The sequence below is a fragment of the Harryflintia acetispora genome, assembly GCA_004340125.1.
In the GTDB taxonomy this organism is placed as follows: Bacteria; Bacillota; Clostridia; order Oscillospirales; family Ruminococcaceae; genus Harryflintia; species Harryflintia acetispora.
In genome coordinates this window covers 185029-208687 of sequence record SLUK01000004.1, presented here as the reverse complement: position 1 = coordinate 208687, position 23659 = coordinate 185029, and the positions used below count along the sequence as shown (strand labels likewise).

Annotated in this window: 24 protein-coding genes and 1 pseudogene; 23 read left to right on the top strand and 2 right to left on the bottom strand. The window is 63.8% G+C overall.

Annotated features, from left to right (window positions below):
- From EDD78_RS06625 to EDD78_RS06580, 10 genes are all read left to right on the top strand, one after another.
- The coding region (locus EDD78_RS06625; RefSeq protein WP_207668657.1) for a GLUG motif-containing protein at positions 1-1011 on the top strand (1011 nt) is incomplete at its 5' end.
- A 160-nt stretch (positions 1012-1171) separates the two neighbouring features.
- A complete protein-coding gene (gene recA / locus EDD78_RS06620; RefSeq protein WP_079697843.1) occupies positions 1172-2251 on the top strand; it encodes a recombinase RecA in 1080 nt (359 codons plus the stop codon).
- A 53-nt stretch (positions 2252-2304) separates the two neighbouring features.
- Entirely contained in the window at positions 2305-2928 is a 624-nt protein-coding gene (locus EDD78_RS06615) for a regulatory protein RecX (protein WP_132084393.1), read from the top strand.
- A 132-nt stretch (positions 2929-3060) separates the two neighbouring features.
- Positions 3061-4389 carry a 30S ribosomal protein S12 methylthiotransferase RimO gene (rimO, locus tag EDD78_RS06610; RefSeq protein WP_132084392.1) on the top strand — a complete coding sequence of 443 codons (1329 nt, stop codon included), beginning with the start codon at positions 3061-3063 and terminating at the stop codon, positions 4387-4389.
- Positions 4390-4411: 22 nt separating this feature from the next.
- Positions 4412-4975 (top strand): CDP-diacylglycerol--glycerol-3-phosphate 3-phosphatidyltransferase, encoded by a 564-nt coding sequence (gene pgsA / locus EDD78_RS06605; RefSeq protein WP_079697840.1) that lies wholly within the window; start codon positions 4412-4414, stop codon positions 4973-4975.
- A 39-nt stretch (positions 4976-5014) separates the two neighbouring features.
- Positions 5015-5848 (top strand): PHP domain-containing protein, encoded by an 834-nt coding sequence (locus tag EDD78_RS06600; RefSeq protein ID WP_079697839.1) that lies wholly within the window; start codon positions 5015-5017, stop codon positions 5846-5848.
- Positions 5849-5991: 143 nt separating this feature from the next.
- Positions 5992-7164, top strand: coding sequence for an NAD(P)-dependent malic enzyme (locus EDD78_RS06595; RefSeq protein WP_132084391.1), 1173 nt, complete (start codon positions 5992-5994; stop codon positions 7162-7164).
- Between the two features lie 168 nt (positions 7165-7332).
- A complete protein-coding gene (locus EDD78_RS06590; RefSeq protein WP_132084390.1) occupies positions 7333-7590 on the top strand; it encodes a TIGR03905 family TSCPD domain-containing protein in 258 nt (85 codons plus the stop codon).
- 28 nt (positions 7591-7618) lie between these two features.
- Positions 7619-8257 (top strand): hypothetical protein, encoded by a 639-nt coding sequence (locus EDD78_RS06585; RefSeq protein ID WP_132084389.1) that lies wholly within the window; start codon positions 7619-7621, stop codon positions 8255-8257.
- Positions 8258-8267: 10 nt separating this feature from the next.
- The gene (locus tag EDD78_RS06580; protein ID WP_079697835.1) at positions 8268-8651 is read left to right on the top strand and encodes a ComEA family DNA-binding protein; all 384 of its coding nucleotides are present in this window, start codon (positions 8268-8270) and stop codon (positions 8649-8651) included.
- A gap of 86 nt (positions 8652-8737) precedes the next feature.
- Here EDD78_RS06580 and EDD78_RS06575 read toward each other — a convergent pair whose 3' ends face one another.
- Entirely contained in the window at positions 8738-9520 is a 783-nt protein-coding gene (locus tag EDD78_RS06575) for an IclR family transcriptional regulator (protein WP_079697834.1), read from the bottom strand.
- Between the two features lie 424 nt (positions 9521-9944).
- Between EDD78_RS06575 and EDD78_RS06570 the strand changes: the two genes are divergently transcribed.
- From EDD78_RS06570 to EDD78_RS06530, 11 genes and pseudogenes are all read left to right on the top strand, one after another.
- On the top strand, positions 9945-11531 hold the full coding sequence (locus tag EDD78_RS06570) for a sodium:solute symporter family protein (protein ID WP_132084388.1): 1587 nt from the start codon (positions 9945-9947) through the stop codon (positions 11529-11531).
- A gap of 16 nt (positions 11532-11547) precedes the next feature.
- Positions 11548-12741: a mandelate racemase/muconate lactonizing enzyme family protein gene (locus EDD78_RS06565; protein ID WP_079697832.1), complete on the top strand. Its 1194-nt coding sequence runs from the start codon at positions 11548-11550 to the stop codon at positions 12739-12741.
- Positions 12742-12755: 14 nt separating this feature from the next.
- Positions 12756-14198: pseudogene (locus EDD78_RS06560) on the top strand (oxidoreductase); the annotation flags it as partial.
- 302 nt (positions 14199-14500) lie between these two features.
- A complete protein-coding gene (locus EDD78_RS14190; protein ID WP_350308580.1) occupies positions 14501-14713 on the top strand; it encodes a 4Fe-4S dicluster domain-containing protein in 213 nt (70 codons plus the stop codon).
- Positions 14714-14726: 13 nt separating this feature from the next.
- Complete coding sequence (gene vorB / locus EDD78_RS06555; RefSeq protein WP_132084386.1) at positions 14727-15797, top strand: 3-methyl-2-oxobutanoate dehydrogenase subunit VorB; 1071 nt, start codon at positions 14727-14729, stop codon at positions 15795-15797.
- A complete protein-coding gene (locus EDD78_RS06550; RefSeq protein WP_132084385.1) occupies positions 15794-16543 on the top strand; it encodes a thiamine pyrophosphate-dependent enzyme in 750 nt (249 codons plus the stop codon). The genes vorB and EDD78_RS06550 overlap by 4 nt, the downstream gene beginning before the upstream one ends.
- Positions 16536-17096, top strand: a complete 561-nt coding sequence (locus EDD78_RS06545) for a 2-oxoacid:ferredoxin oxidoreductase subunit gamma family protein (RefSeq protein ID WP_079697828.1) — start codon at positions 16536-16538, stop codon at positions 17094-17096. Before EDD78_RS06550 ends, EDD78_RS06545 begins: the two co-directional genes overlap by 8 nt.
- Complete coding sequence (locus tag EDD78_RS06540; protein ID WP_132084384.1) at positions 17086-18000, top strand: bifunctional enoyl-CoA hydratase/phosphate acetyltransferase; 915 nt, start codon at positions 17086-17088, stop codon at positions 17998-18000. The genes EDD78_RS06545 and EDD78_RS06540 overlap by 11 nt, the downstream gene beginning before the upstream one ends.
- Positions 17993-19093 (top strand): butyrate kinase, encoded by a 1101-nt coding sequence (gene buk / locus EDD78_RS06535; RefSeq protein ID WP_132084383.1) that lies wholly within the window; start codon positions 17993-17995, stop codon positions 19091-19093. Before EDD78_RS06540 ends, buk begins: the two co-directional genes overlap by 8 nt.
- 4 nt (positions 19094-19097) lie before the next feature.
- Positions 19098-19829 (top strand): CpsD/CapB family tyrosine-protein kinase, encoded by a 732-nt coding sequence (locus tag EDD78_RS13955; RefSeq protein WP_165873132.1) that lies wholly within the window; start codon positions 19098-19100, stop codon positions 19827-19829.
- A complete protein-coding gene (locus EDD78_RS06530) occupies positions 19811-21085 on the top strand; it encodes an SLC13 family permease (RefSeq protein WP_165873131.1) in 1275 nt (424 codons plus the stop codon). Before EDD78_RS13955 ends, EDD78_RS06530 begins: the two co-directional genes overlap by 19 nt.
- A 447-nt stretch (positions 21086-21532) precedes the next feature.
- Here EDD78_RS06530 and EDD78_RS06525 read toward each other — a convergent pair whose 3' ends face one another.
- On the bottom strand, positions 21533-21994 hold the full coding sequence (locus EDD78_RS06525; protein ID WP_079697824.1) for an FMN-binding protein: 462 nt from the start codon (positions 21992-21994) through the stop codon (positions 21533-21535).
- A 289-nt stretch (positions 21995-22283) separates the two neighbouring features.
- On the opposite strand from EDD78_RS06525, the gene mraZ reads away from it, so the two are divergent.
- A complete protein-coding gene (gene mraZ / locus EDD78_RS06520; RefSeq protein ID WP_079697823.1) occupies positions 22284-22703 on the top strand; it encodes a division/cell wall cluster transcriptional repressor MraZ in 420 nt (139 codons plus the stop codon).
- A 22-nt stretch (positions 22704-22725) separates the two neighbouring features.
- On the top strand, positions 22726-23655 hold the full coding sequence (gene rsmH / locus EDD78_RS06515; RefSeq protein WP_079697822.1) for a 16S rRNA (cytosine(1402)-N(4))-methyltransferase RsmH: 930 nt from the start codon (positions 22726-22728) through the stop codon (positions 23653-23655).
- The last annotated feature ends 4 nt before the right edge of the window (positions 23656-23659 follow it).

Genomic DNA, 23659 nt, shown 5'->3' with positions numbered 1-23659 from the left:
ACGGGAACGGTGACGGCGGTGGGGCAAAGCGGTACGATCACGGTGAAGGCGGCGGCCAAGGACGGGTCGGGGGTGACGGCGAGCAAGACGGTGACGATCGAGGGGTGCGAGCATGCGCTCGCCGCCGGCGGCTACGGGGGCGGTGCGGGCACCGCCGCCAAGCCCTGGAAGGTGTCGTCGCAGGCGCAGCTGGCGCATGTGAACAGCCACCTGGCGGCGAGCTTCATCCAGACGAAGGACCTGAGCCTCTCGGGCGACTGGACCCCCATCGGCGGGAACAGCCTGACTGTTTTCAGCGGCATCTACGATGGCGGCGGGCACCTGGTCAAGAACCTTTTCATCCCCAGAAGCGCGCAAGTCAACCACGCCGGGTTGTTTGGCTATATAAATTCAGCCACCATCCGCAAAATTGGGGTAACCAATTTTACGGTGTATGACAGCGGCAGCGGGCTTGCCGGGGGCCTCGTCGCAAACAGTGATTCAGGGTCGCTGGTCGAGCAGTGTTATGTGGAAAACGGAACGGTGGTCGGGACCTATCACGCCGGGGGGCTGGTTGGCCAGCAGATCAACGGCGGCGAAATCCGGGACTGCTACTCGGTCGGGGCCAACGTCACGGCGCCGGCCGCAACCTCCACCGGCACCTACGACGCGGGCGCCATCGAGGGAATGTCCTTCGCCGGCAGCAAGGTGACGCGCTGCTTCGCCATCCCCGGCACCATCAGCGGCGGGGAGCGGGGAGGCATCTCGGGAGGGACCGAATACGCCACCTCCACCCCGACGACCTTCAGCCTTTGCTACTTTGCCGATGACATGGGGGTTGCCTATGCGGTGGGCCGGGGCTGGAGCGGCAGCTCCCAAATCGGAGCTTTCAACCCGCCGGGCACCGCCGGTATGGCCTCCTCCCTCTTTTCCGACGCCACCAAATTTGCCGGCTGGAACTTTGCCTCGACAGGGGCCTGGTCCATGTCTGCCGGCAGCTCCCATCCCACACTGCGCGCCTTCCCACAATGACGGCAAAGAAACCCCGCCCCGGCGAGAGCCGGGGCGGGTGTTCCAATTTCCTGTAAAAATATCGCTCCACCCCCTTGCGCTTTGCCCCTATTGTTGGTATAATAGGAACAGTTACGAACATACATTCGCGAATGTGCGGATTCCATACGGAGGGAAAAGGATGTCGGATAAGGAAAAGGCATTGGAAACGGCTCTGGCGCAGATCGAAAAGCAGTTTGGAAAGGGCGCGGTGATGAAGCTGGGCGAGGCTCCGTCGATGAACGTTGAGGCCATCCCGACCGGCTCCCTTTCGCTGGACATCGCCCTGGGGATCGGCGGGGTGCCGCGGGGCAGGATCATCGAAATCTTCGGGCCGGAGAGCTCGGGTAAGACGACGGTGGCGCTGCATATCGTGGCCGAGGCGCAGAAGGCGGGGGGCGACGCGCTCTTTATCGACGTCGAGCATGCGCTCGACCCGGTCTACGCCAAGGCGTTGGGGGTGGACATCGATTCCCTCCTGGTCTCCCAGCCGGACACCGGCGAGCAGGCGCTGGAAATCTGCGAAGCATTGGTGCGCTCAGGCGCCATCGACGTGGCCGTCATCGACTCGGTGGCCGCCATGACCACCAAGGCGGAGATCGAGGGCGAGATGGGCGACACCCACGTGGGGCTCCAGGCGCGCCTGATGAGCCAGGCGCTGCGCAAGCTGACCGGCGCCATCTCCAAGTCCAATTGTACCGCCATCTTCATCAACCAGCTGCGCGAAAAGATCGGCGTGATGTACGGCAATCCCGAGACCACCCCGGGCGGCCGGGCGCTCAAGTTCTACTCCTCGGTGCGCCTCGACGTGCGCCGGATCGAGAGCCTGAAGGTCGGCGGCGAGGTGGTGGGCAACCGCACGCGGGTCAAGGTGGTCAAGAACAAGGTCGCCCCGCCCTTCAAGGAGGCCGAGTTCGACATCATGTATGGGCAGGGCATCTCCCGCGACGGCGAGATCGTGGACGCCGCGGTCAAGCTGGACATCATCCAGAAGTCGGGCGCCTGGTTCAGCTACGGCGAGACGAGGATCGGCCAGGGGCGGGACAACGTCAAGCTCTATCTGCGGGAGAACCCCGAGTTCGCCGAGGACGTCGCGCGCCAGGTGATGGAGCGCAAGGACGAGCTGCTCGGAATGGGCAAGACCCCCAAGAAGATCAACAAAATTTCCAAGGGCCCGGTCAATGTTCAGGTCGAGGCCGACGACAAGGAAGTCAAGGCATAGAATATTCTGGGCCGCGCCGAAAGCGCGGCCCTTCCTATCGGGAGGTGAGCCGGTTGACCATCAGCGACATCCATCTGACCAAGCGCGGGCGGTTCGCCGTCTATTCGCAGGGGGAGTTCGTCTGCACGCTGAGCCCCGAGGTGTTCGCCGAAAGCGGCCTGCAAATCGGGATGGAAATCGAGCCGTCCCGCCTTTCCTCGCTGCAGTACGACAGCGAGCTGCAGGCGGCCAAGCAGAAGGCGCTGCGGCTGCTGGGCGGTCAGGACTATACCCGCAGGCAGCTCTATGAAAAGCTGCTGCGCTTTGGCGGGGACGAGTCGATTGCCGAGGCGGCGGTGTCGCGCATGGAGGAGCTGGGGTACCTGGACGACCGGGACTACGCCCTTCGCGCGGCGCGGGACATGGTGGCGCTGCGCCACTTCGGCGCGCGGCGGATCCGGCAGGAGCTCATCCGGCGCGGGATCGCGCAGGAGTATGTCGAGGAGGCTCTGGAGCAGCTGGAGAGCGACCCGCGCGAGCGGATCGCGCAGCTGATCCTGCGAAAATATCCCGACCTCTACGAGGGGGAGCGCCAGCGCGCGCGGGCCTTTAACGGGCTCATGCGGCTGGGGTATGGCTTCGAGGACATCCGGTATGTGGCCGGCCATCTGGAGGAGTTCATCGAGCAGGAGGAATAAAGGGCGGGCAGACAGCATTTTCTAGGGGGTTTTGCTTGCGCTCATAGGCGAAAAATGATAAAATAAATTTGTATATTGTATTGCCGCTCTCCCTCCTTTCGCGGGGCGGGCGCGGCGGAACGGAGCGAGAAAATGCCGATCAAGGTGGGAATGGTCAGCCTGGGCTGCTCGAAAAACCAGGTGGACAGTGAAATTATGCTCTCCCTGCTCAAAAAGGGCGGGTACGAGCTATGCGCGGACAGCGGGCTGTGCGACGTGGTCATCGTCAATACCTGCGGGTTCATCGAGGACGCGAAGAAGGAATCGATCGAGAATATATTGGAGTTCTGCACCCTGAAAAAAGAGGGGCGGATCAAGGTGATCGTGGTCACCGGGTGCCTGGCCGAGCGCTACCGCGAGGAGGTTGCCAAGGAGATCCCCGAGGCCGACGTGGTGCTGGGGATCGGCAAGAACAGCGAGATCGTCGAGGCGATCGGCCGCGCCTTAAATGGCGAGCGGGTGGTCGAGTTCGGCGACAAATACGACCTGCCGCTTTCGGGTGAGCGGATCATCAGCAACCTCCCGTTCTTCGCCTACCTCAAGGTGGCGGACGGCTGCTCGAACCGCTGCACCTACTGTGCCATCCCCTCGATCAGGGGGGATTTCCGCTCGCGCGGGATGGAGGATATTCTAGCGGAGGCGCGCTGGATGGCCGAGGGCGGGGTCAAGGAGATCAACGTGGTGGCGCAGGACACCAGCCGCTACGGCGAGGACCTCTGCGGCAAGCCCATGCTGCCCGAGCTTCTGCGTAAGCTCTGTAAAATCGACGGGATCAAATGGATCCGCCTGTTATACTTATATCCGGACCGGATCAGCGACGAGCTGATCGACGTGATCGCAAAAGAAGACAAGATCGTCAAGTACATGGACATTCCGCTGCAGCACTGCAGCGGCGAGGTGCTGCGCCGGATGAACCGGCGGGGGGACCGCGGGACCCTCACGGCGCTGCTGCAAAAAATCCGGGCGCGGATCCCCGGGGTGGTGCTGCGCACCACCCTGATCTGCGGGTTCCCGGGCGAGACGAAGGAGCAGTTTGAGGAGCTGTGCGAGTTCGTGGACGAGATCCGGTTCGAGCGTCTGGGGTGCTTCGCCTACTCGGCCGAGGAGGGGACGCCCGCCGCCTCGATGGAGGGCCAGCTCGACGAAAGCGAGAAGCTGCACCGCTGCGAGATCGTGATGGAGCAGCAGATGGGCCACGCCGAGCGCTTCAATGAGAGAATGATCGGCAAGGTGCTGGAGGTGGCGGTCGAAGGGTATGACCGCTACGCCGAGAGCTATTTCGGGCGCAGCTATATGGATGCGCCGGACATCGACACCAAGACCTTCTTCACGAGCGAGCATCCCCTGTCCATCGGGGACTTCGTACAGGTGAAGGTCGAGGACACCATCGACTATGACCTGATGGGCAGCCTGGTGGAGTAACAAAAGAGAGAGGGCCTTCATTTTGAATCTACCGAACAAACTCACCGTGCTGCGGGTGCTGCTCATCCCGGTGTTCCTGCTCTTTTTCTACTGGGACGCCCTGCCCGGGCACACGCTGCTGGCGCTGGCGGTGTTTATTATCGCTTCCCTCACCGACCTGCTCGACGGCAGGATCGCCAGGGCCCGCGGGCTGATCACCGACTTCGGAAAGTTCATGGACCCGCTGGCGGATAAGCTGCTGGTGGTCAGCGCGATCATCTGCCTGATGGGGATCGGCTGGGTGCCGCCGCTGGTGGTCATCCTGATCATCAGCCGGGAATTCCTCGTCACCTCGCTGCGCCTGGTCGCCGCGCCCAAGGGGATCGTAATAGCGGCGGACAAATGGGGGAAATATAAGACAGCGTCCCAGATGGTCTGGATCTGTGTTTCGCTCCTGCTGCTCTGGCTGCAAAAGTCGGGGATCATGGAGAATCCCGCGCCGGGGCAGGTCATCAATCTGGTGCTCATCACCCTGGTCACCGTCCTCACGGTGGTCTCGGGGGTCAACTATCTTTATAAAAATCGCGCCGTGCTGCGGGATATGTAGCGCGGCGGGGCAAACAATCTTTTACAGGGGGTGTCATGGATGACGGCGGACCTGCATTGCCACAGCCGGGTTTCGGACGGAAGCATGGGGATCGACGATATTGTGTTCTACGCCAAGCGCGCGGGGCTCTCCTTCCTTGCGCTGACCGACCATGACACCATGGCGGGGGTGACCCGCGCGGGCGTGATCGGCAAGCGCTACGGGGTGCAGGTCATCCCGGGAGTGGAGATCAGCTGCAAGGACCCGGCGACCGGGAAGAAGGTCCATCTGCTTTGCTACCTCCCCGACAAGCCCGACCGGCTGGAGGGCTTCCTCAAAAGCCTCCTGGATAAGCGGGCTGCGGCGGGGATGCAGATGATCAAAAACGTCATGCAGTACTACCCCCTCACGGTGGAGCATGTGGCCAAGTACTACAGCTCCAGCCAGTCGATCTACCGTGCGCACATCATGCACGCGCTGATCGACCTGGGGTACGACAACCAGATATACGGCGAGGTCTACCGCGCGCTCTTCGGCAAGGGCGGCAGTTGCTTTGTTCCGGTGGATTATCCGGACATCGAGAAGGGGCTGCAGATCGTGCGGGAGGCGCAGGGGGTGGCGGTGATCGCCCATCCCGGCGAGACGGGGAGCCTGGAGCTTTGCGAGCGGCTGGCCGCCGAGGGGCGGATACAGGGCCTGGAGGTCTACCATCCGCACAACGACGAGGAGACCCGCGGGCGGCTGCTCACCCTCTGCCAGCGCTTCTCGCTCGTCCCGACGGGCGGCACCGATTTCCACGGCTTCTACCGGCCGCACCCCTACCCGCTGGGCAGCTTCCTCGCCCCGCCGGATGCGGTAAGCCAACTATACCAGCTCAAAGCAAAGAACGCGTAGCGTTCTTAGAATGGCTCAGGCGTTAGCCTGAGACTATGCGTAGCGTTCTTAGAATGGCTCAGGCGTTAGCCTGAGACTATGCGTAGCGCTCTTGAAATGTCTCAGGCACTAGCCTGAGACTATAAATAGGGAGGACTCTAACAGTGGACATCAAGGAACGCTCGCTGCAAAAGCACAGCGAGCTGCACGGTAAAATCGAAGTGATCTCCAGGGAGCGCATCGACAGCGCCGAGGCGCTCTCCCTGCTCTACACCCCCGGAGTGGCGGCTCCGTGCCTCGCGATCGCCGAGGACGAGGAGCGCGCCTATGAGCTGACCCGCAAGCAGAATCTGGTCGCGGTGATCAGCGACGGCACGGCGGTGCTGGGGCTCGGGGACATCGGGCCGAGCGCGGCCATGCCGGTGATGGAGGGCAAATGCGCCCTCTTCAAGGAATTTGCCGGGGTGGACGCCTTCCCGCTGGTGCTGGACACCAAGGACGAGGACGAGTTGGTGCGCACCATTTATTTGCTCTCCAAGAGCTTCGGGGGGATCAATCTGGAGGACATCGCGGCTCCGCGCTGCTTCGCGGTCGAGCGCCGGCTCAAGGAGCTGTGCGACATCCCGGTCTTCCACGACGACCAGCACGGCACCGCCGTGGTGGTCGCGGCGGCGCTTCTAAATGCGCTGAAGGCTTTGGGGAAGCACAAGGGCGGGCTGCGCCTGGTGATCAACGGCGCGGGCGCCGCCGGGATCGCCATCGCAAAGCTGCTGCTCTCGATGGAATTCGGGGACGTGGTGCTCTGCGACATAAACGGGATCGTTTACGAGGGGGCCGAGGGCCTGACCGCTCCCCAGCGGGAGATGGCGAAAATCACCAACCGCGCCGGGCTGCGCGGGACGCTTTGCGACGCGGTGCGCGGCGCGGACGTCTTTGTGGGCGTCTCGCGGCCGGGGCTGCTCACCGGCGAGATGGTCCGCTCGATGAACGCGGGGGCGATCGTCTTCGCGATGGCCAACCCCACCCCCGAGATCATGCCGGACGAAGCACTGGCGGCTGGTGCGGCGGTGGTCGGCACCGGACGCAGCGACTTTAAGAACCAAATCAACAATGTCCTGGCTTTCCCGGGTATTTTCAAGGGCGCGCTGCGCTGCCGCGCGCGGGAGATCACCGAGGGGATGAAGGTGGCCGCGGCTTACGCCATCGCGGCGAGCCTGCCGGCGGGGGAGCTTTCCACCGGGCGGATTATGCCGGACGCGTTTGATCAGCAGGTGGCCCGAAACGTGGCCGACGCGGTGGAGCGCGCGGCGCGCCTGGAAGGGGTCAGCCGCTGCTGAAAACATACCAGGGCGAACGGGCCTTACAAACTCGTGAACGCCGAAAGGAAATGAAAAAGTTTAAAAGATAAATCTTTTAAACTCATGGAATTTCGCCTTGCCGATCTTACGATCGCCATTTCGGCTGTGCCGAAATCGGCGCAATTTCCGCGAAAGGAATGAACAGAAATGACGACACATATTTATAGGACAAGGGGTACCTGCTCGCGCAGCATTTCGGTCACCCTCGACGACGACATGACGGTGCGGGACGTGCAGTTCGTGGGCGGATGCCACGGCAACCTGCAAGGGGTGTCCAAGCTGGTGGAGGGGCGCAAGGCGCAGGAAGTTATCAAACTGCTGGAGGGGATCCGCTGCGGGGACAAACCCACCTCCTGCCCCGATCAATTGTCAAAGGCCTTGCAGGAGGCGCTGGCAAAGAATTAGCGAGTAAAACGAGAAAGGAGGCGGGCAGATGACGGCATGGACGCTCACGGCGCTTTTGCTGGCGCTGCTTATGGCACAGCTATGCCTCTGGCGCCGCGGGGAGGCCGGGCGCCTGGCGCTGGCGCTCTGCGCGCCGGACGACGACGTCAAAATCGCGCCCGATTATCCGTCCGCCGGGCTGCGCGCGAGGACCGACACCGGGGAGAGCGTGGCGCAGGAATACACCCGGCACAAGCTCAACGGCAACATCTTCATGGCCAACCGCCTGGGGGAGGAGCTGGCGCGCCCGCTTCTTTGCGGGGCCGGCAGCAGCCTGTTCGATGGGGTCAGCGAGGAGAACATCGGGCAGCTCTACTTCATGTACGGCTTCGCCGTGCGGGTAGCGGTCGCGCAGGGGGTGGAAAACACCATCCTGGCGGACACGGTGCGCCACAGCTTTTCCGAGACGGTGGAGGACCACAACGAGCATGTTTACGATGCGCTCAACGACAGCGTGTCGGACACCGTCTACCGCCTGTGCCTGGCGGACAACCAGTGCCTTGGCAACTGCTTTGCCAAGCTGTGCAACCACGACGGGGACAGCCGCTGGATCGAGCTGGGGATGGAAGCCTATGAGAGGTACTATCAGTTCGCGGCCGGGCTGATCGGGAAATTCGAGTTTAAGTGAGGCGCCGGCGATGAAGATGACCTGGTCGGAGACCTATCATACGCTGCTGGCCCTGGGGCTCGCCCTCACGGTGGGGGTGGTGGGCTACAACGCGGTGACGACGCCGGACCTGGACTTCGGGGCGCGGCAGCTGCATCCATATGAGCTGCCGGTGGAGCCGCAGGGCTCGCTGAGAGATACGGCACAAGCGGGGGAGAACAGAGTGAAAATTTCGATCAATACGGCGACCATCGCCGAGCTGGACACCCTTCCGGGGGTGGGCAAGGTGACGGCTCAGCTGATCATCGACTACCGCGAGCGCAACGGGAAGTTTTTGCGCAAGGAGGAGCTGCTCAACATCAAGGGGATCGGAGAGAGCGCCTTCGAGGAAATGAAGGACATGGTGAAGGTGTAAGCCTTCCCTTTTGTCCAGAGTGCGGATAAAACAAAAAAACCGGCTTCAAACCATTTCGGTTTGAAGCCGGTTTTTTTGTCCTGCGCCTATTCCTTATAGGTCAGCGGGCTGTAGCCCAGCTCGGTCGAGATCGCGGTGCCCACCGCCATCAGATCGGCGAGCATCTCCTCCTTGTGGGAGAGGATGGTCTGCTTGACCGAGGAGCAGGAGACCGCCGCGATGATCTTCCCCGACACGTCCCGGATCGGCACCCCTATGCAGGCGCGCTGCAGCGCGAGCTCCTCGACCTCCATCGCATAGCCCTGGCGGCGCACCGCCTCCAGCTCCTCGAGCAGCCTCTCCTTCCCAGTAATGGTGTGGGGGGTGAGCTGCCGGAACTCGAAGCCTTCGCACCACTCGTCGAGCTGCGCGGGGTCCATGCTGGCCAGCAGCACCTTTCCGCTGGCCGAGGCATAGGCAGGCAGCAGCTGGCCAAAGACCATGTTCGGGATGAGGGAGACGTCCTGCGAGAGGATGATGATCCCGCAAAACCGGGGCTTTAAAATAATGACGTTGACCTTGACCTTCCACTTGGCGTTCATGGCGAGCAGATGCTTCTCGCACGCGTAGAGGAAGGGGTATTGCAGCGGATAGAGGTTCCCCAGTCCGAAGAGCTTGTAACCCAGGTGGTATTTCCCCGTCGCCGGCTCCTTTTCCAGGTACCCGCGCGAATACAGGGAGTTGACGATCGCCTGGGCGGTGGCCCAGGAGACCGAAAGCTCCTTCCCGATCTCGGCGATATTCAGCGAGCTGTTGGGGGTGGAGAGCAGCTCCAGCAAGTCAAGCGCCCGGTCCAGGCTTTGGTTGGTGGACGTTTTTCCCTTTGGCACGTTCTAAATCCCTGCCTTCCTTCTGTCTATAGGGAAAGTATATCATTTTCCATCCGCGCGCGCAATTCATTTCCACCGGATCCGCGACCGGTCCGGTTTTATGCGGATGTATAGAATAGACAAAAAATAACCAAATTCGTCATGAAAACAGATAAATATTGCAATTGTTATTGACTTACTATAAGATATATTATATATTAATATCAAATAAATTTGATAGTTAAATAATGTTTAGATGATATTGAGAGGAGAAGAGAATGACAATTTGGGAAAGGAGGGGCGGCATGAACCTGTCAATCTTCGGCGCGGGGATTTATCACCTGTCGGTGGTGGCGGCCATCATCATCTATGCGGCGTGGGCGCTGAAAAACCAGATCATCTAAGGGCAACGAGGTGTCAAGACACAGGAAACGGAGGATAGAACATGAGCGTATTGGGATTCCAGATCATCTTTTTTTCCTTTCTGGCGTTTTACCTGATCGCCACCTTCTGGAGTGCGCGAAAAGGGACCAGCCTGTCCGACTTTTACAACATGAGCGGGGGCGCGGGCGCCCTGCTGATCGGCGGGACCTATACCGGCACCCTGCTTTCGGCGATGGGCGTGGTCGGCTGTGTGAGCAACGGCTTCAAGTTCGGCCCGCTGACCGGGACGCTGAATTTCGTCATCCCATCCTATTTCGTGGCGATGTTCATCGGCCTCAAGCTGCGCCGGGCCAAGGGGCATGTCACCCTGGGGGACTTCTTCGGGGCGCGCTACGGCAGCCAGGGGCTTCGCGTGCTGTCCACCCTCGTCACCATCATTGCGCTGGGCGCCTACTTCCTCACCCAGATCATCGGCAGCGCCGCCATCACCGAAGCGCTGCTGGGCATCCCCTATAACCTGATGGTGGTCATCATGGTCTGCGTTTTCACCATCATCACCCTCTCCAGCGGCTCGAAGAGCGTGACCATCACCGACACCATCATGACGGTGCTGATCGTCATCTGCCTGGCGATCATCTTTGCGCCGATGGTCATCGGCAAGGTGGGACTCGGCGCCTTCGCCGCCAAGGCCGCCGAGGGGGGCGGCTTCTTCTCGGCCACCGGCGAGGGCAACGCGGTGCCCTGGGGCTCGCTGCTCGGGATCCAGATCATGTGGGCCTTCGGCAACGCGGTGCAGCCCGCCGGGCTCTCCCGCTGCTATCTGGCCAAGGACTCCAAGACCTGGATCAAGGGGCTTTTGATCGCCACCTTTGCGGCCATCACGGTGGCCTGGCTGGTGGTCACCGCCGGGTCGGGCGTCAGCCTGGTCAACCCCGATGTCGCGCCCAACCAGGCGCTGGTCTGGGCGGCGATGAACTTGGTCAACCCGGTTATCGGCGCCATCGCCATCGCCGGGCTGTTCGCCGCCTGCCTCTCCACCGCGGACACCCAGCAGCTCACCTTAGCCATGAGCGTCTCCAAGGACCTCTACCAGGATATCGCCTGCAAGGGCAAAGAGGTGCCGGAGCGCAAGCTGCTGCTGGTCTGCCGGATCTGCATCGTGGCCTTCGGGCTGCTCGGCATGCTCTTCGCGCTCGGGCGCAGCGACCTGATTTTGGCCATCGGCAACTTCGGCGGGGCCATCTTCGGCGCGGCCTATGCCCCGGCGGTGCTCTTCGGGGTGATGTGGAAGCGCTACACCAAGGAGGGGGCCATCACCTCGATGCTCTCGGGCACCGTCGTCACCACCGCCCTCTACCTGGCCGCGGTCTTCCAGGGGCTGCCCTTCGGGACCACCACCCACCTGCCCTTCGGGCTGCACCCGGTGATCTACGGGATGATCGTCTCGTTCTTAAGTGGTGTGATCGTCTCGCTGTTTACCAGGACCAGCCCCGAACAGGAGGCGTTCTTCGATGAAATCAACCCGCCCAAGGAGGTGCTGCAAACCGAAGCCAAGAGCGGCACCATCAAGGGAGCGCTCGCGGCGGCCACGGCCGGCGTTGCGGTGCTGCTGATCGTCAACATCCTCTGGGCCAACGTGCTCGCGTAGCGTAAGGAGGCAACCTATGAAAATTACCAGTGTGGACGTTTTCCTGCTAAGGCCCGCGGTTTCGCATTCCACCTATCCCAGCAAGCCGGTGATGTGCCGGATCAATACCGACGAGGGGATCAGCGGCCTGGGCGAGGCGGGGATCTTTACCGGGATCGGGGAGCACGCCGTCTTCGGCATGCTTCAGGACATGGCCCCCCTCGTGATCGGGCGGGACCCGATGGACAACGAGGTGCTCTGGGAGGAGATCAAGAACATCCTCTACGGGCATTGCAGCGGGGGCGGGGTGATCGTCTTTTCCGGGATGAGCGCCTTGGACACCGCCATGATGGATATCAAGGGCAAGGCGCTCGGGGTGCCCTGCTACAAGCTCCTGGGCGGCAAGCAAAACCAAAAGCTGCGCTGCTACGCCTCGCACATCGAATGCGGCTGGGCCGAGGATCTGGCCCCGCGCGGCAGCGCGAGGGAATACGCCGACGTCGCCGAGCGGGTGATGAACCTCGGGTATGACATGGTCAAGTGCGACTTCATCGCCTATGACCGCGACAAGCAGCCCCTCTCCCGGCGGCAGACGGCGCACGAGCTTAGCAAGCGCGCGGTGATGAAGCTCGCCGAGGAGCGGCTCTGTGCGATCCGGGAGCGCTGCGGCGAGGGGATGGAAATCCTGATCGAGAACCTCTGTCGGCTGGATATCTGCGGCTCGCTCGAGATGGACCGGCTCGCCCGGAAATACGATTGCCTGCTGATGGAGGAGTGTCTCGACCCGTTTCGCCCCGGCAATTTGAAGGTGGTGCGGGACAAGGCCGTCACCCCGCTGGCGGCGGGGGAGAAGGTGCAGACCCGCTGGGGCTACTCGAAATATTTCGAGGAGCAGACACTGCGGATCATCCAGCCCGACCTGACCAACTGCGGAGGGCTCAGCGAGACCAAGAAGGTCTGCGACATGGCCCATGTCTACGACGTCAAGGTGCAGGCGCACGCGGCGGGCACGCCCTTCGCGGTCGCGGCGGCGCTGCAGCTGGAGACGGCTATCCCGAACTTTTCGGTGCACGAGCATCTCTTCTCCAACGACCACCCGGAAATCAAATCCTACTGCAAGTACAGCTACGACCCGGTGGATGGGTATGTCAGCGTCCCCGAGCTGCCGGGGATCGGCAACGAGCTCAGTGAGCAGGCGGTCCGCGAGGCGCAGTGCCTGACCATCCGCTGAGCGGAGGGCGCGCGATGAACTGTAAGAAGCTGTTCGAGCCCTTTACACTAAACGGCATGTATCTGCGCAACCGGATCGTGATGGGCCCCATCGGGACCGGCTTTGCCGGGGAGGACCACCTGCCGACCGGGCGGATGGCCGACTACTACGGCGCGCGTGCGCAGGGGGGTGCGGGGCTGATCATCTGCGAGCACACCATCTCCCAGCCGGTCGGCTACTGGGGGAAACGGGCGGGCGAGCTCTTTTCCGAGCGCTCGGTCGAGGGGTTCCGTAAGGTGACTGGGGCAATCCACGCGGGCGGGGCCAAGGCCTGTATCGAAATCGGGCACATGGGCCGCTGCACCAGCCCGCAGAAAAACGGCGGGCTGACCCCGGTGGCCCCCTCGGCGGTACCCTGCCATATGCTGCAGTGCCCGGTGCGCGAGATCACCGTCGGGGAGATCGAGGCGTTCAAACGCGATTACCTCGCCTGCGTCAGGCATGCTGTCGAGGCCGGGTTCGACGCGGCGGAGCTGCATTTTACCAACGGGTATTTCCTCGCGCAGTTCCTCTCCGGGCGCACCAACAAGCGCACCGACCACTATGGCGGCACGCTGGAGGGACGGCTGCGCCTGCCGCTCGAGCTGATCGCCCTGATCCGAAAAGAGGTCGGGGAACGCTATCCGCTCCTGGCGCGGCTGGGGGCGCTCGAGCCCCTGGGCGGGCGGCAGATCGAGGAGAGCAAGGTGGTCGCCCGCGCATTACAGGAGGCTGGGATCGACCTGCTGGACATCAATGCCGGCTCCTTCACCGAATATGAATGGGAATTCCCGAGCTATTACCAGCCGCAGGGCTTCAACCTGCGCGCCGTGGACGAGATCCGCAGCGCGGTGAGCATCCCCATCCTCACCGGCGGGCGGGTCACCGAGCCGCGCATGGCCGAGCAGCTCCTTTTGGAGGGGCGCGCCGAGCTCGTCGGGCTTAGCCGCGGGCTGCTGGCCGACCCCTGCTGGGCACAGAAGGCCTATGGGGGGAAGGAGGAGACCATCCGGCGCTGTGTCGGCTGCACCCGCTGCAAGGATGAAATTACCAAGGGCAGCCTGCGCTGCTCGGTCAATCCCTTTGTGGGATGCGAGCGGGAGCTCCCGCTGACACCTGCGAAGGAGCCGGGGCGGGTGCTGGTGGTGGGCGGCGGGCCCGCCGGGCTGCAAGCGGCGCTCTGCCTGCGTTGGCGCGGCCATGAGGTCACCCTGGTGGAGCGCGAGCAGAGCCTCGGCGGGATGCTGCGCGCCGCGGCGGTTCCGCCCATGAAGTGGGAGCTGGCGTCGGTCGTCACTTCGCTGGCGGCCGAGGCCCGGGCGGCAGGGGTAAAAATCCTGCTCGGCCAGGAGGCGGACGTCCCCTTCGTACGCGGTTTTGGGGCGGATCAGGTGCTGATTGCCGCCGGGGCGAGGCCGAAAAGGCCTCCCATCCCGGGCACCGAAGAGGGCCGCGCGGTGTTCGCCACCGACCTGCTGCTCGGGCGCGCTCCTGCGAGGACGGGATGGTGGTCTATTCCAAGGACGGCCGCCGGCATGCCGCGCCCTTTGACAGCGTGGTCCTCGCCGCGGGGATGTCCCCCGACACTACGCTTTGCGATGCGCTCAGGGAAGCGGGGATCGCCTGCACCATCATTGGAGATGCGGCCGGGGCCGGGAGGCTGCACGAGGCGCTGCGGTCGGCGGCCGAGGCAGCCCTGGCGCTTTGAAAAGCGCCGGGGCTCAAACGGAAAAAGGAGGAGATGGACATGGCAACCCTCACGATCGACGGCGAGCGCTGCAAGGGCTGCGGGCTCTGCATCAGGGCCTGCCCCAAGGGGCTGCTGGCCTTCTCGGGGCGGGAGATTAACCGGCAGGGGTATCATCCTGCCGCCATCGGGCGCATGGAGGCGTGTATCGCCTGCGCCTCCTGCGCGCTGACCTGCCCCGACCTGTGCATTGAGATCGAAGGATAGGAGGAGTGCTCGCATGGGAAAGAAAATTTTGATGAAGGGCAGCGAGGCGATGGCGGAAGCCGCTATCCAGGCCGGCTGCCGGCTCTACTTCGGCTACCCCATCACGCCGCAGAGTGAGCTGCCGGAATACATGGCGGCCCGGCTGCCGGGGGTGGGGGGCACATTTTTACAAGCGGAGAGCGAGCTGGCCGCGATCAACATGGTCTACGGCGCGGCGGGCACCGCGCACCGGGTGATGACCAGCTCGTCGAGCCCGGGGGTATCGCTCATGCAGGAGGGGATCTCCTACGCCGCCGCGGCCGAGCTGCCGCTGGTGGTGATCAACGTCATGCGCGCGGGTCCCGGGCTCGGCACCATCGTGCCCTCGCAGACAGACTACTTCCAGGCCACGAGAGGCGGCGGCAACGGGGGCTACCGCACCCTGATCCTGTCCCCCGCCTCGGTGCAGGAGGCCTGCGACCTGGTAGCGCTTGCCTTTGAGCTGGCCGAGCGCTACCGCCAGCCGGTGTTGCTGCTCGGGGATGCGATGATGGCCCAGATGATGGAGCCGGTCGAGATCAAGGAGGCCCCCCCGAAGCCCTATGATATCGCTTGGGCGGCCCGCGGCTGGAAGCCGGATTGCGGGCGGGCGCGCGCGGTCATCAACCCGCGCAGCAAGCCCGGGCTGGAGGCGCGATTGCAGGAAAAGTACCGGCGGATGGCGAAGGAGGAGGTGCGCGTCGAGGAGGTGGACACCGAGGACGCCGAGTACGTCATCGCCGCCTATGGAACCGTGGCGCGGATCGCCAAGAACGCGATCAAGACCCTGCGCGGGATGGGAGTCCGGGTGGGGCTGATCCGGCCGATCACCCTCTATCCCTTCCCCTATGAGGCGTTTTCGCGCGCCGCGGCGCGGGAAACGCTGCGTTCCTTCGTGGATTTTGAAATCTCCGAGGGGCAGATGGTCGAGGACGTGCGCCTGGGGGTCGGCGGGCAGAAGCCGGTCGCGTTCCACGGCTGGTACGACCTCGAGCTGCCCACCCCGCAGCAGATGGTGGACTTCATCCTCGCGCTGCGTCAAAAGGAAGGAGGGGAGCGGCAATGAGCGCGTTTCATAAAACCCCGGTGCTGACCGGGGCGCCCTTTCACTACTGCCCGGGCTGCACCCACGGGATCATCCATCGGCTGATCGCCGAGGCAATCGAGGAGCTGGGGATTTGGGAGCGCACCATCGGGATCGGCCCGGTGGGCTGCGCGTGCTATTGCTACGACTATTTTAACCTCGATATGTACATCGCCGCCCACGGGCGGGCGCCCGCCGTCGCCACGGGGGCCAAGCGGGCCGACCCTGAGAAGATCGTCTTCACCTACCAAGGGGACGGTGACCTGGCCGCCATCGGTGCAGGAGAGATCAACCATGCGGCCATCCGGGGGGAGAAGATCACTACCTTCTTCGTCAACAACGCCATCTTCGGCATGACCGGCGGGCAGATGGCCCCCACCACCCTGATCGGCCAGAAGGCCACCACCGCGCCCTACGGGCGGGACAGCGAGACGATGGGCTGGCCGGTGCGGGTGTGCGAGATGCTCGCCACCCACGAGGGGAGCTACTATCTCGAACGGGTGGCGCTGGACACCACCGCGCACATCCGGGGAGCCAAAAAGGCGGTCGTCAAGGCGCTGCGCTACCAGATGGAGGGCAAGGGCTTCTCGATGGTGGAGGTTCTCTCCACCTGCCCGACCAACTGGGGCAAGAGCCCGGGGGAGGCCATGGAGTGGCTGCAAAACGAGATGATCCCCTACTATCCGCTCGGGGTCTACAAGGACAAGGGGGCGACAGAGAATGTATGAGCAGATCGTTTTCTCCGGCTTCGGCGGGCAGGGGATCCAGTCGATGTCCAAGATGCTCGCGCGCTGCGCGATGGCGGCCGGGCTGCAGGTGAGCTGGATGCCCGCCTACGGCGGGGCCATGCGGGGCGGCACCTCCAACGTGACGGTGATCGTCTCGGACGGGGAGATCGCCTCGCCCATGCCCTGCGCGGGGGAGGTCACCGCGGCGGTGGTGATGAACAACCCCTCGCTCGTAAAATTTGAAAGCTACCTGCGCCCCGGCGGGCTGCTCCTGCTCAACCGTTCGCTGATCGACCTGCGCCCCGTCCGGGGAGACGTCGAAGTGCTGGCGGTGCCGGCAAATGAAATGGCCGAGGAGCTGGGGAACGCCAGGGCGACCAATATGATCATGCTCGGCTGCCTGCTCGCGCGCACCGGGATGGTGCTGCCCTCGGTGATGGAGGGGATGATCGGCGAGTTCTTCGCCGCCAAGGAGAAACTGATCCCCCTCAACCGCGAGGCGTTCGGGCTGGGGGTTCGTTTTGTAAAGGAGGGCGGCGGCCATGACCTTTGACGACATCCTGGCGGCCGCCGCGCGGGGCGCGCCGCGCAGGGTCGCGGCGGTATCGCCCGAGGACCCGCAGACCCTCTCGGCCCTGCTGGAGGCGGAAAAGCGGGGGTTCTGCCAGCCGCTGCTGATCGGAGAGCGGCAGAAAATCGAGGCCGCCGCCCGGGAGGCCGGGCTGGTGCTCGAAGGCCGCGAGATCGTCGGGGAGGGTTCCCCTGCTGCGGCCGCGCACCGGGCGGTGGAGCTCTGCCGCGATGGGGAGGTGGACATCCTGGTGAAGGGCCGGCTGCACTCCTCCATCCTGATGAAGGCGGTTTTGGACAAGGAGAGCGGTATCCGCCGCTCCAAGCTGCTTTCGATGGTGACGGTGCTGCAGTCTCCGTACCTTAATCGACTGCTCTTCGTCACCGACGGGGCGATGGTCATTGCCCCGGGGCTGGGGGAGAAGCTGGCGATCATCGAAAACGCCGTATCCCTCGCGCGAAGGCTGGGGGTATCCTGCCCCAAGGTGGCCTGCCTTGCGGCGGTGGAGACGGTCAATCCCGCCATGCCCGCCACCCTGGATGCGGCCGCGCTCGCGCTGATGAGCCAGCGCGGGCAGATCGAGGGGTGCCTGGTGGACGGGCCGCTGGCGCTGGACAACGCCGTGAGCGCCGAGGCGGCGCGCCGCAAGGGGGTGCGCTCCCCGGTGGCGGTGGCGGGGGAAGCGGATGTGCTGCTCGTGCCGGACATCGAGGCGGGGAACATCCTCTTAAAAACCGCGCGGGTGCTGGGTGGCTGCCAGACGGCGGGCCTCCTGATGGGCGCGGCGGTGCCGGTGGTGATGACCAGCCGGGCGGACGGGCAGGAAAACAAGCTGCGCGCGCTGGCCTGCGCGGCCTATCAGACAGGGGGCGGGGAGAATGGGTGAAGGGGGCTTTCGGGTTCTGGCCATCGATCCCGGATCCACCTCGACCAAGATCGGGGTCTACCAGGACGGGCATTGCCTGCTGGAGAGAAACATCCGGCACGACGAAGCGCAGCTTCGCGCCCTCACCCCTGAAAACGGGGACATGCTCCCCCAGAAGGGGATGCGCAAGGCCCTGATCCTCGAGGCGCTTCGGGAGGCGGGGATATCCCCCACCACGCTCCACGCGGTGGCGGGCCGCGCCAGCCGCCTGCCGCCCATGCCAAGCGGCACCTATCTCGCCAACGGCGATATGCTCGCCGACACCCCCTCGCCGCTGCTGCACCCGGCGCAGCTCGGGGCGGTCCTGGCGCTGGAGATCGGGGGCGAGCAGGGGATACCGGGGTTCTTCGTCGATCCGACGGTGGTGGACGAGATGAGCGAGGAGGCCCATTTCACCGGGATTCCGGGGCTGCGGCGGACCTGCATCTTCCACGCGCTCAACCAAAAGGCGGTCGCGCGGCGCTACGCCGCCGGGCGGGGAAAGCGCTACGAGGACTGCCGGCTGATCGTCGCCCACCTGGGAGGCGGGATTTCGGTCGGCGCGCACCGCTGCGGCAGGGTGGTGGACGTCACCAGCCCCAGCAACGGCGAGGGGCCCGCCTGCCCCACCCGCTCGGGGGACGTCCCCGCGGTGCCGCTGATCCGCATGTGCTTTGACGGCAATCATACCGAGCGGGAGCTGATCGGCCTCTTTTCGGGCAGCGGCGGCATGCTGGCGCACCTCGGGACGAGCGACCTGCGCGAATGCGAGCGCCGCATGGACGAGGGGGACCGGGCGGCGGCGCGCTTCTTTTGTGGGATGGCCTATCAGATCGCGAAGGCAATTGGGGCGATGGCCGCCGCCCTCGGTGGGCCGCCCGAGGCAATCCTGCTCACCGGCGGGATGGCCCGCAGCGAGCCGCTGGTAAACAGGCTCCAAGAGCAGGTCGGATTTTTGGCCCCGGTGCTCTGCTACCCCGGGGAGGACGAGCTCCTGGCCCTGGCGCAGGGTGCGCTGCGGGTGCTGCGCGGGGAGGAGCGGGCGATCCCCTATCAAAGCGGGAAGGGAGAGTGAGCGCATGGCGCGTCATATCACGGTGGTCCTGGGCGGCTACGGCTGCGGGAAGACCGAGTTTTCCCTGAACCTCGCCCTGCGCTGTGCCGGCGGGGGGAAGCGGGTGGCGCTGGTGGATCTGGACATCGTCAACCCGTTTTTTCGCAGCGGCTTCCATCCGGGGCTGCTGCGGCGCGCGGGGGTGCGCCTGATCGTCTCGCCCTATACCCTTTGGGCGAGCGATCTTCCGGTGGTCTCGCCCGAGGTGCAGGCCGTCTTCGACGGGGACTTCGACGAGGTGATCTTCGACGCGGGCGGCGACCCGGTGGGCGCCACGGCGCTGGGGCGCTATCACCTGCAGTTCGCGGGGGTGGAGGAGCTGGAGGTCCTCCTGCTGGTCAACGCCCGCCGTCCGATGTGCGAAAGCGGGGAGGAGGTCGCCGAGCTGCTCGGCAAGCTGCAATCGGCTAGCCGTCTCTGCGTCACGGGGCTGGTCAACAACACCAACCTTGCCCTTGAGACCACGCCCGAGCTGCTGCAGGAAGGGGACGCGCTGCTGCGCGAGGTGAGCGCGCGCACCGGGATACCGGTGCGCTACCACGGCATTTTGGTACAGCTGTGCGAGGCGTGCGCGGATATGGCGCTCGCGGGGGAGGCGCTGCCCATCACTCCCTATACCCGGCTCGGGTGGCTGGACTGGCCCCCGGCAAACGGCGAAGCGGAAGGGGGCGGGGCGCTGTGCAGCCCAGCACTGTAGCGATCATCATCACGGTGATTGCCATCGTCCTCTATGTCACCGAGATCATCCCGCTTCCGGTCACGGCGGTGAGCGCCTGCCTGATGATGGGGATTTGCGGGGTGACCACCTATGCGCGCAGCTTTTCCGGCTTCTCGAACGACATTTTAATGATGAGCGCCGGGATGATCATCGTGGGGGACACCCTCTTTGCCACCGGTGCGGCCAGGCTGATCGGCACGCGGATCGTGCGGCTCTTCGGGCGCAGCGAGCGGCTCTTCATCGGGGCGACCGTGCTGATCACAGCCACGCTCTCGGCCTTTTTGAGCAACACCGCCACCGCCGCGATGATGATCCCGGTGATGGCCTCTGCGGTCGCCGCCTCAAACGGGCGCCTGAGCAAACGAAACACCTATATGGCGGTGGGCTTCGCCTCGATCGCGGGCGGGGGCTGCACCCTGATCGGCTCGACCCCGCAGCTGCTGGCGCAGGGGATCCTGGAGGAGGGCGGCTATCCCGCCTGCGGCTTCTTCGACTACGCGGCGGCAGGGATTCCCAAAGTGTTGATCCTGCTGGCCTACTTCCTCACGGTGGGCTACTGGCTGGGCAAGCGGGTCTTCGACTTTGAGGAGCCGCAGGACCCGCTCCCGGCAAATAGCGGTGGGGAGGAGCAAAGCGAGCGCCTGACCCTGAAGATGCTCATCTCCATCCTGATCCTCTGCGGGTGCGTGCTGGGCTTCATCCTGGGGCTCTGGACGCTCGGGACGGTGGCCATTCTGGGTGCGGTACTCTGCGTGGTCACCCGCTGCGTGGACTTAAAAGAACTGTTCCGCAATCTCGACTGGGGGACCATCGTGCTGGTGGCGGGGAGTATCGGCTTTGCCAACTGTCTGGACGACAGCGGGGCGGGCCAGGTCATTGCGGGCGCGATCATGAACCTGGTGGGGCGTAGCGTACCGCCGCTGCTACTCTTTGCCATCTTCGGGCTGCTGGCGGTCATCGCGGGGAACATCATGACTCACACGGCGACCGCGGCCATCCTGCTGCCGATCATCGTCTTCATCGCGGGGGACATCGGTTTCGACCCGCGCGCCGCCGCGATGATCGTGGTGATCTTCACCAACGTGACCTATTCCACCCCGATCATGACCCCGGCGGCCACCCTGACGCTGCAGGCGGGGTATCGCTTCCGGGATTATATCAGGGTGGGCGGGCTGCTCAATGTGATTTCTTATCTCGCCACAGTGGCGCTGCTGCCGTTATTGTTCGAGTTCTAATTAAAAGATGGGGCCGCCGGTTCATGTAACCGGCGGCCCCGTTTTTTAATATTTGGTTTTCATCTCAAAAGGGGCGGCGCCTCCTTGGTACCCTCTCACTTAGGACGCGGGCTGAGCATGGCCGCGGTCATGGCAAGCTCCTTCGCGTACAGGGAGCGGCAGCCTGCCGCCGCGTATTGGGGGCGGCGGTTTGCCGCCCATGGGGAAACCCATCTCGGGGTTTCCCCCTTGAAGGGCCCGGCATGGTCCACTGGACCATGCCGGGCCCTTTAATTCCCCCTTCCCCTTTCGCTGACGCTCTAAGACCGCGGGGCGCCGCCCCGCACCCCGCCAAAGGACCTTTGGCCCTTTGGAATCCCTCTCATTCCGGACGCGGGCTGAGCATTTCTGTAACCAAGCTAAGTTGCTTCGCGTATAGGGAGCGGCAGCCTGCCGCCGGCCTGCCGCCTAATCGTGCGTCAGGTCCTCCGGCATGTCCACGATCAGCTCGGAGGTGTCGCCCACCTTCACCCGCTGATCCAGCAGCTCGGACACCATCAGCTTGAATTCCTCGCTCGAGGCGGTGGCCCCCGCCACCATCTCGATCTTCCCCGGGTCCTGCTTGTCGAGCAGTTCCTGCGCCAGCTGCTGGTATACCTTCTCGGGATAGGTGTCCACCCCCTGCTCCATCGCCTCGCGGTAATCCTCATCCTGTGATTTTTTCTCTCCGCGCGCATTCTTGCAATCGGTCTCGGCCGCGCTGATCTTCCCGTCGCTCACCGTGATCTTGGCATAAGGGGTCCAGCCGTACCGGTCGATCCCGCTCATCTCGGCGTAATATGTCCCGTCCTCCAGCTTCGCCGCGCTCTGGGTGCAGGCGCATAGCATTGCGCACATAACGGCGAGTGCGAATATCCGGCAGTCTTTCATGTCAGCCTCCAGCTTTCCGCCGCCGACCCTTTTCACAGAAGGGCCGGACGGCTGAATTTAAGTTTTGTAAAAAACGCCAAATTTGGAATTAAATTACAAAATTGGCAATCCGCATAAACATCGGTTTACGGCTCTAGTTTTCCCACTTCTTTTGGACCAATTCGCGCCCGGTCAGGCAAAAATAATCCTTGATTTTTCTGTGCATAGGGGTTATAATCAAACTACAGTGGTGAAAAGTGGGGAGAAGTGGGGTCAAAGACCACAAACACACAGAAAGGTGGGGGAGTTTATGCTGATCGGCGAATACCTGCATACGGTAGACGCGAAGGGCCGCGTGAATTTCCCCTCCAAGCTCCTCAAACACTTTGGCGACAGCTTTGTTGTGACAAAAGGGCTGGATAATTGTCTGTTCTGCTATTCCCTCGACGAGTGGGAGCAGCTGGAGGAGAAAATTAACGCCCTGCCCCTTTCCAAGAGCCGGGGACTGCAGCGCTTCCTGTTTGCGGGCGCGGTGGTGGTCCAGCCGGACAAGCAGGGAAGGATATTGATCCCGCAGAACCTGCGCGACTACGCGGGGCTGCAAAAGGACGTCATGGTGATCGGTGCATCCAACCGCGCCGAGATTTGGGACAGGCAGTCCTACGAGAGCAGCTGCGAAGAGCTCACGTCGGATATGGTTGCCAGCGCGATGGACGAGCTGGGATTCTAACGAAAGAGGGGACCGAGGTTCTATGGAGTTTTCGCATACCCCGGTCCTGCTGCACGAGGCCGTCGAGGCGCTGAAGATTCGTCCGGACGGCGTATATGTGGACGGCACGAGCGGCGGCGCGGGGCACTCCCGCGAGATCGCAAGCCGGCTGCAGGGCGGGCGGCTGATCGCGCTGGACAAGGACCCCGAGGCGATCGAGACCATCAAAGAGCGGCTGCAGGGCCTGCCCGCGACGGTGGTACAGAGCGACTTTCGCTTCATCCCCGAGGTGCTCGACGAGCTGGGAATCGCGCGGGTGGACGGGATTTTACTGGACTTGGGGGTTTCCTCCCACCAGCTCGACACCGCCGGGAGGGGGTTTTCCTACATCCAGGATGCCCCCTTGGACATGCGCATGAGCGCGCAGGGCTTTTCGGCCTACGACCTGGTGAACACCTGGGAGGAAGCCGAGATTGCCCGGATACTATGGGAATACGGCGAGGAGAAGTTCTCCCGCAGGATTGCGCAGAGCATTGTTTCGGCGCGCGCAAGAGCGCCGGTCGGCAGCACCCTGGAGCTCGCGCAGCTGGTAAAGGATTCGATCCCCGCCCCCGCGCGCCGCACCGGCGGCAATCCCGCCAAGCGCACCTTCCAGGCCATCCGGATCGCGGTCAACGACGAGCTGGGAAGTTTGCGGGAGTGCCTCGAGCGCTCGTTCGAGCGCCTTGCAGTCGGCGGACGCTTCGCCATCATCACCTTCCACTCGCTGGAGGATCGGATGGTCAAGCAGAAGTTTGCGCAGCTGGCGAAAGGCTGTACCTGCCCGCCGGACTGCCCGGTGTGCATCTGCGGCAAGAAGCCGCGCGGCAGGCTCACCCCCAGAAAGCCGGTCCTGCCGGGGGAAGAGGAGCTCAGAGAAAATAAGCGCTCCCACAGCGCCAGGCTGCGGGTGATCGAGAGAATTGACGAATGAGTTT

What these genes read in the sequence shown, in the direction of transcription:
- EDD78_RS06580 (WP_079697835.1), top strand. Translation starts at nt 8,268, where the DNA reads ATGAAGATGACCTGGTCGGAGACCTATCATACGCTGCTGGCCCTGGGG.
- EDD78_RS06600 (WP_079697839.1), top strand. Translation starts at nt 5,015, where the DNA reads ATGACGGCGGACCTGCATTGCCACAGCCGGGTTTCGGACGGAAGCATG.
- EDD78_RS13955 (WP_165873132.1), top strand. Translation starts at nt 19,098, where the DNA reads ATGGCGCGTCATATCACGGTGGTCCTGGGCGGCTACGGCTGCGGGAAG.
- EDD78_RS06590 (WP_132084390.1), top strand. Translation starts at nt 7,333, where the DNA reads ATGACGACACATATTTATAGGACAAGGGGTACCTGCTCGCGCAGCATT.
- rimO (WP_132084392.1), top strand. Translation starts at nt 3,061, where the DNA reads ATGCCGATCAAGGTGGGAATGGTCAGCCTGGGCTGCTCGAAAAACCAG.
- buk (WP_132084383.1), top strand. Translation starts at nt 17,993, where the DNA reads ATGGGTGAAGGGGGCTTTCGGGTTCTGGCCATCGATCCCGGATCCACC.
- recA (WP_079697843.1), top strand. Translation starts at nt 1,172, where the DNA reads ATGTCGGATAAGGAAAAGGCATTGGAAACGGCTCTGGCGCAGATCGAA.
- EDD78_RS06565 (WP_079697832.1), top strand. Translation starts at nt 11,548, where the DNA reads ATGAAAATTACCAGTGTGGACGTTTTCCTGCTAAGGCCCGCGGTTTCG.
- EDD78_RS06570 (WP_132084388.1), top strand. Translation starts at nt 9,945, where the DNA reads ATGAGCGTATTGGGATTCCAGATCATCTTTTTTTCCTTTCTGGCGTTT.
- rsmH (WP_079697822.1), top strand. Translation starts at nt 22,726, where the DNA reads ATGGAGTTTTCGCATACCCCGGTCCTGCTGCACGAGGCCGTCGAGGCG.
- EDD78_RS06545 (WP_079697828.1), top strand. Translation starts at nt 16,536, where the DNA reads ATGTATGAGCAGATCGTTTTCTCCGGCTTCGGCGGGCAGGGGATCCAG.
- EDD78_RS06585 (WP_132084389.1), top strand. Translation starts at nt 7,619, where the DNA reads ATGACGGCATGGACGCTCACGGCGCTTTTGCTGGCGCTGCTTATGGCA.
- EDD78_RS06550 (WP_132084385.1), top strand. Translation starts at nt 15,794, where the DNA reads ATGAGCGCGTTTCATAAAACCCCGGTGCTGACCGGGGCGCCCTTTCAC.
- mraZ (WP_079697823.1), top strand. Translation starts at nt 22,284, where the DNA reads ATGCTGATCGGCGAATACCTGCATACGGTAGACGCGAAGGGCCGCGTG.
- EDD78_RS06525 (WP_079697824.1), bottom strand. Translation starts at nt 21,994, where the DNA reads ATGAAAGACTGCCGGATATTCGCACTCGCCGTTATGTGCGCAATGCTA.
- EDD78_RS06540 (WP_132084384.1), top strand. Translation starts at nt 17,086, where the DNA reads ATGACCTTTGACGACATCCTGGCGGCCGCCGCGCGGGGCGCGCCGCGC.
- EDD78_RS14190 (WP_350308580.1), top strand. Translation starts at nt 14,501, where the DNA reads ATGGACATGGCAACCCTCACGATCGACGGCGAGCGCTGCAAGGGCTGC.
- vorB (WP_132084386.1), top strand. Translation starts at nt 14,727, where the DNA reads ATGGGAAAGAAAATTTTGATGAAGGGCAGCGAGGCGATGGCGGAAGCC.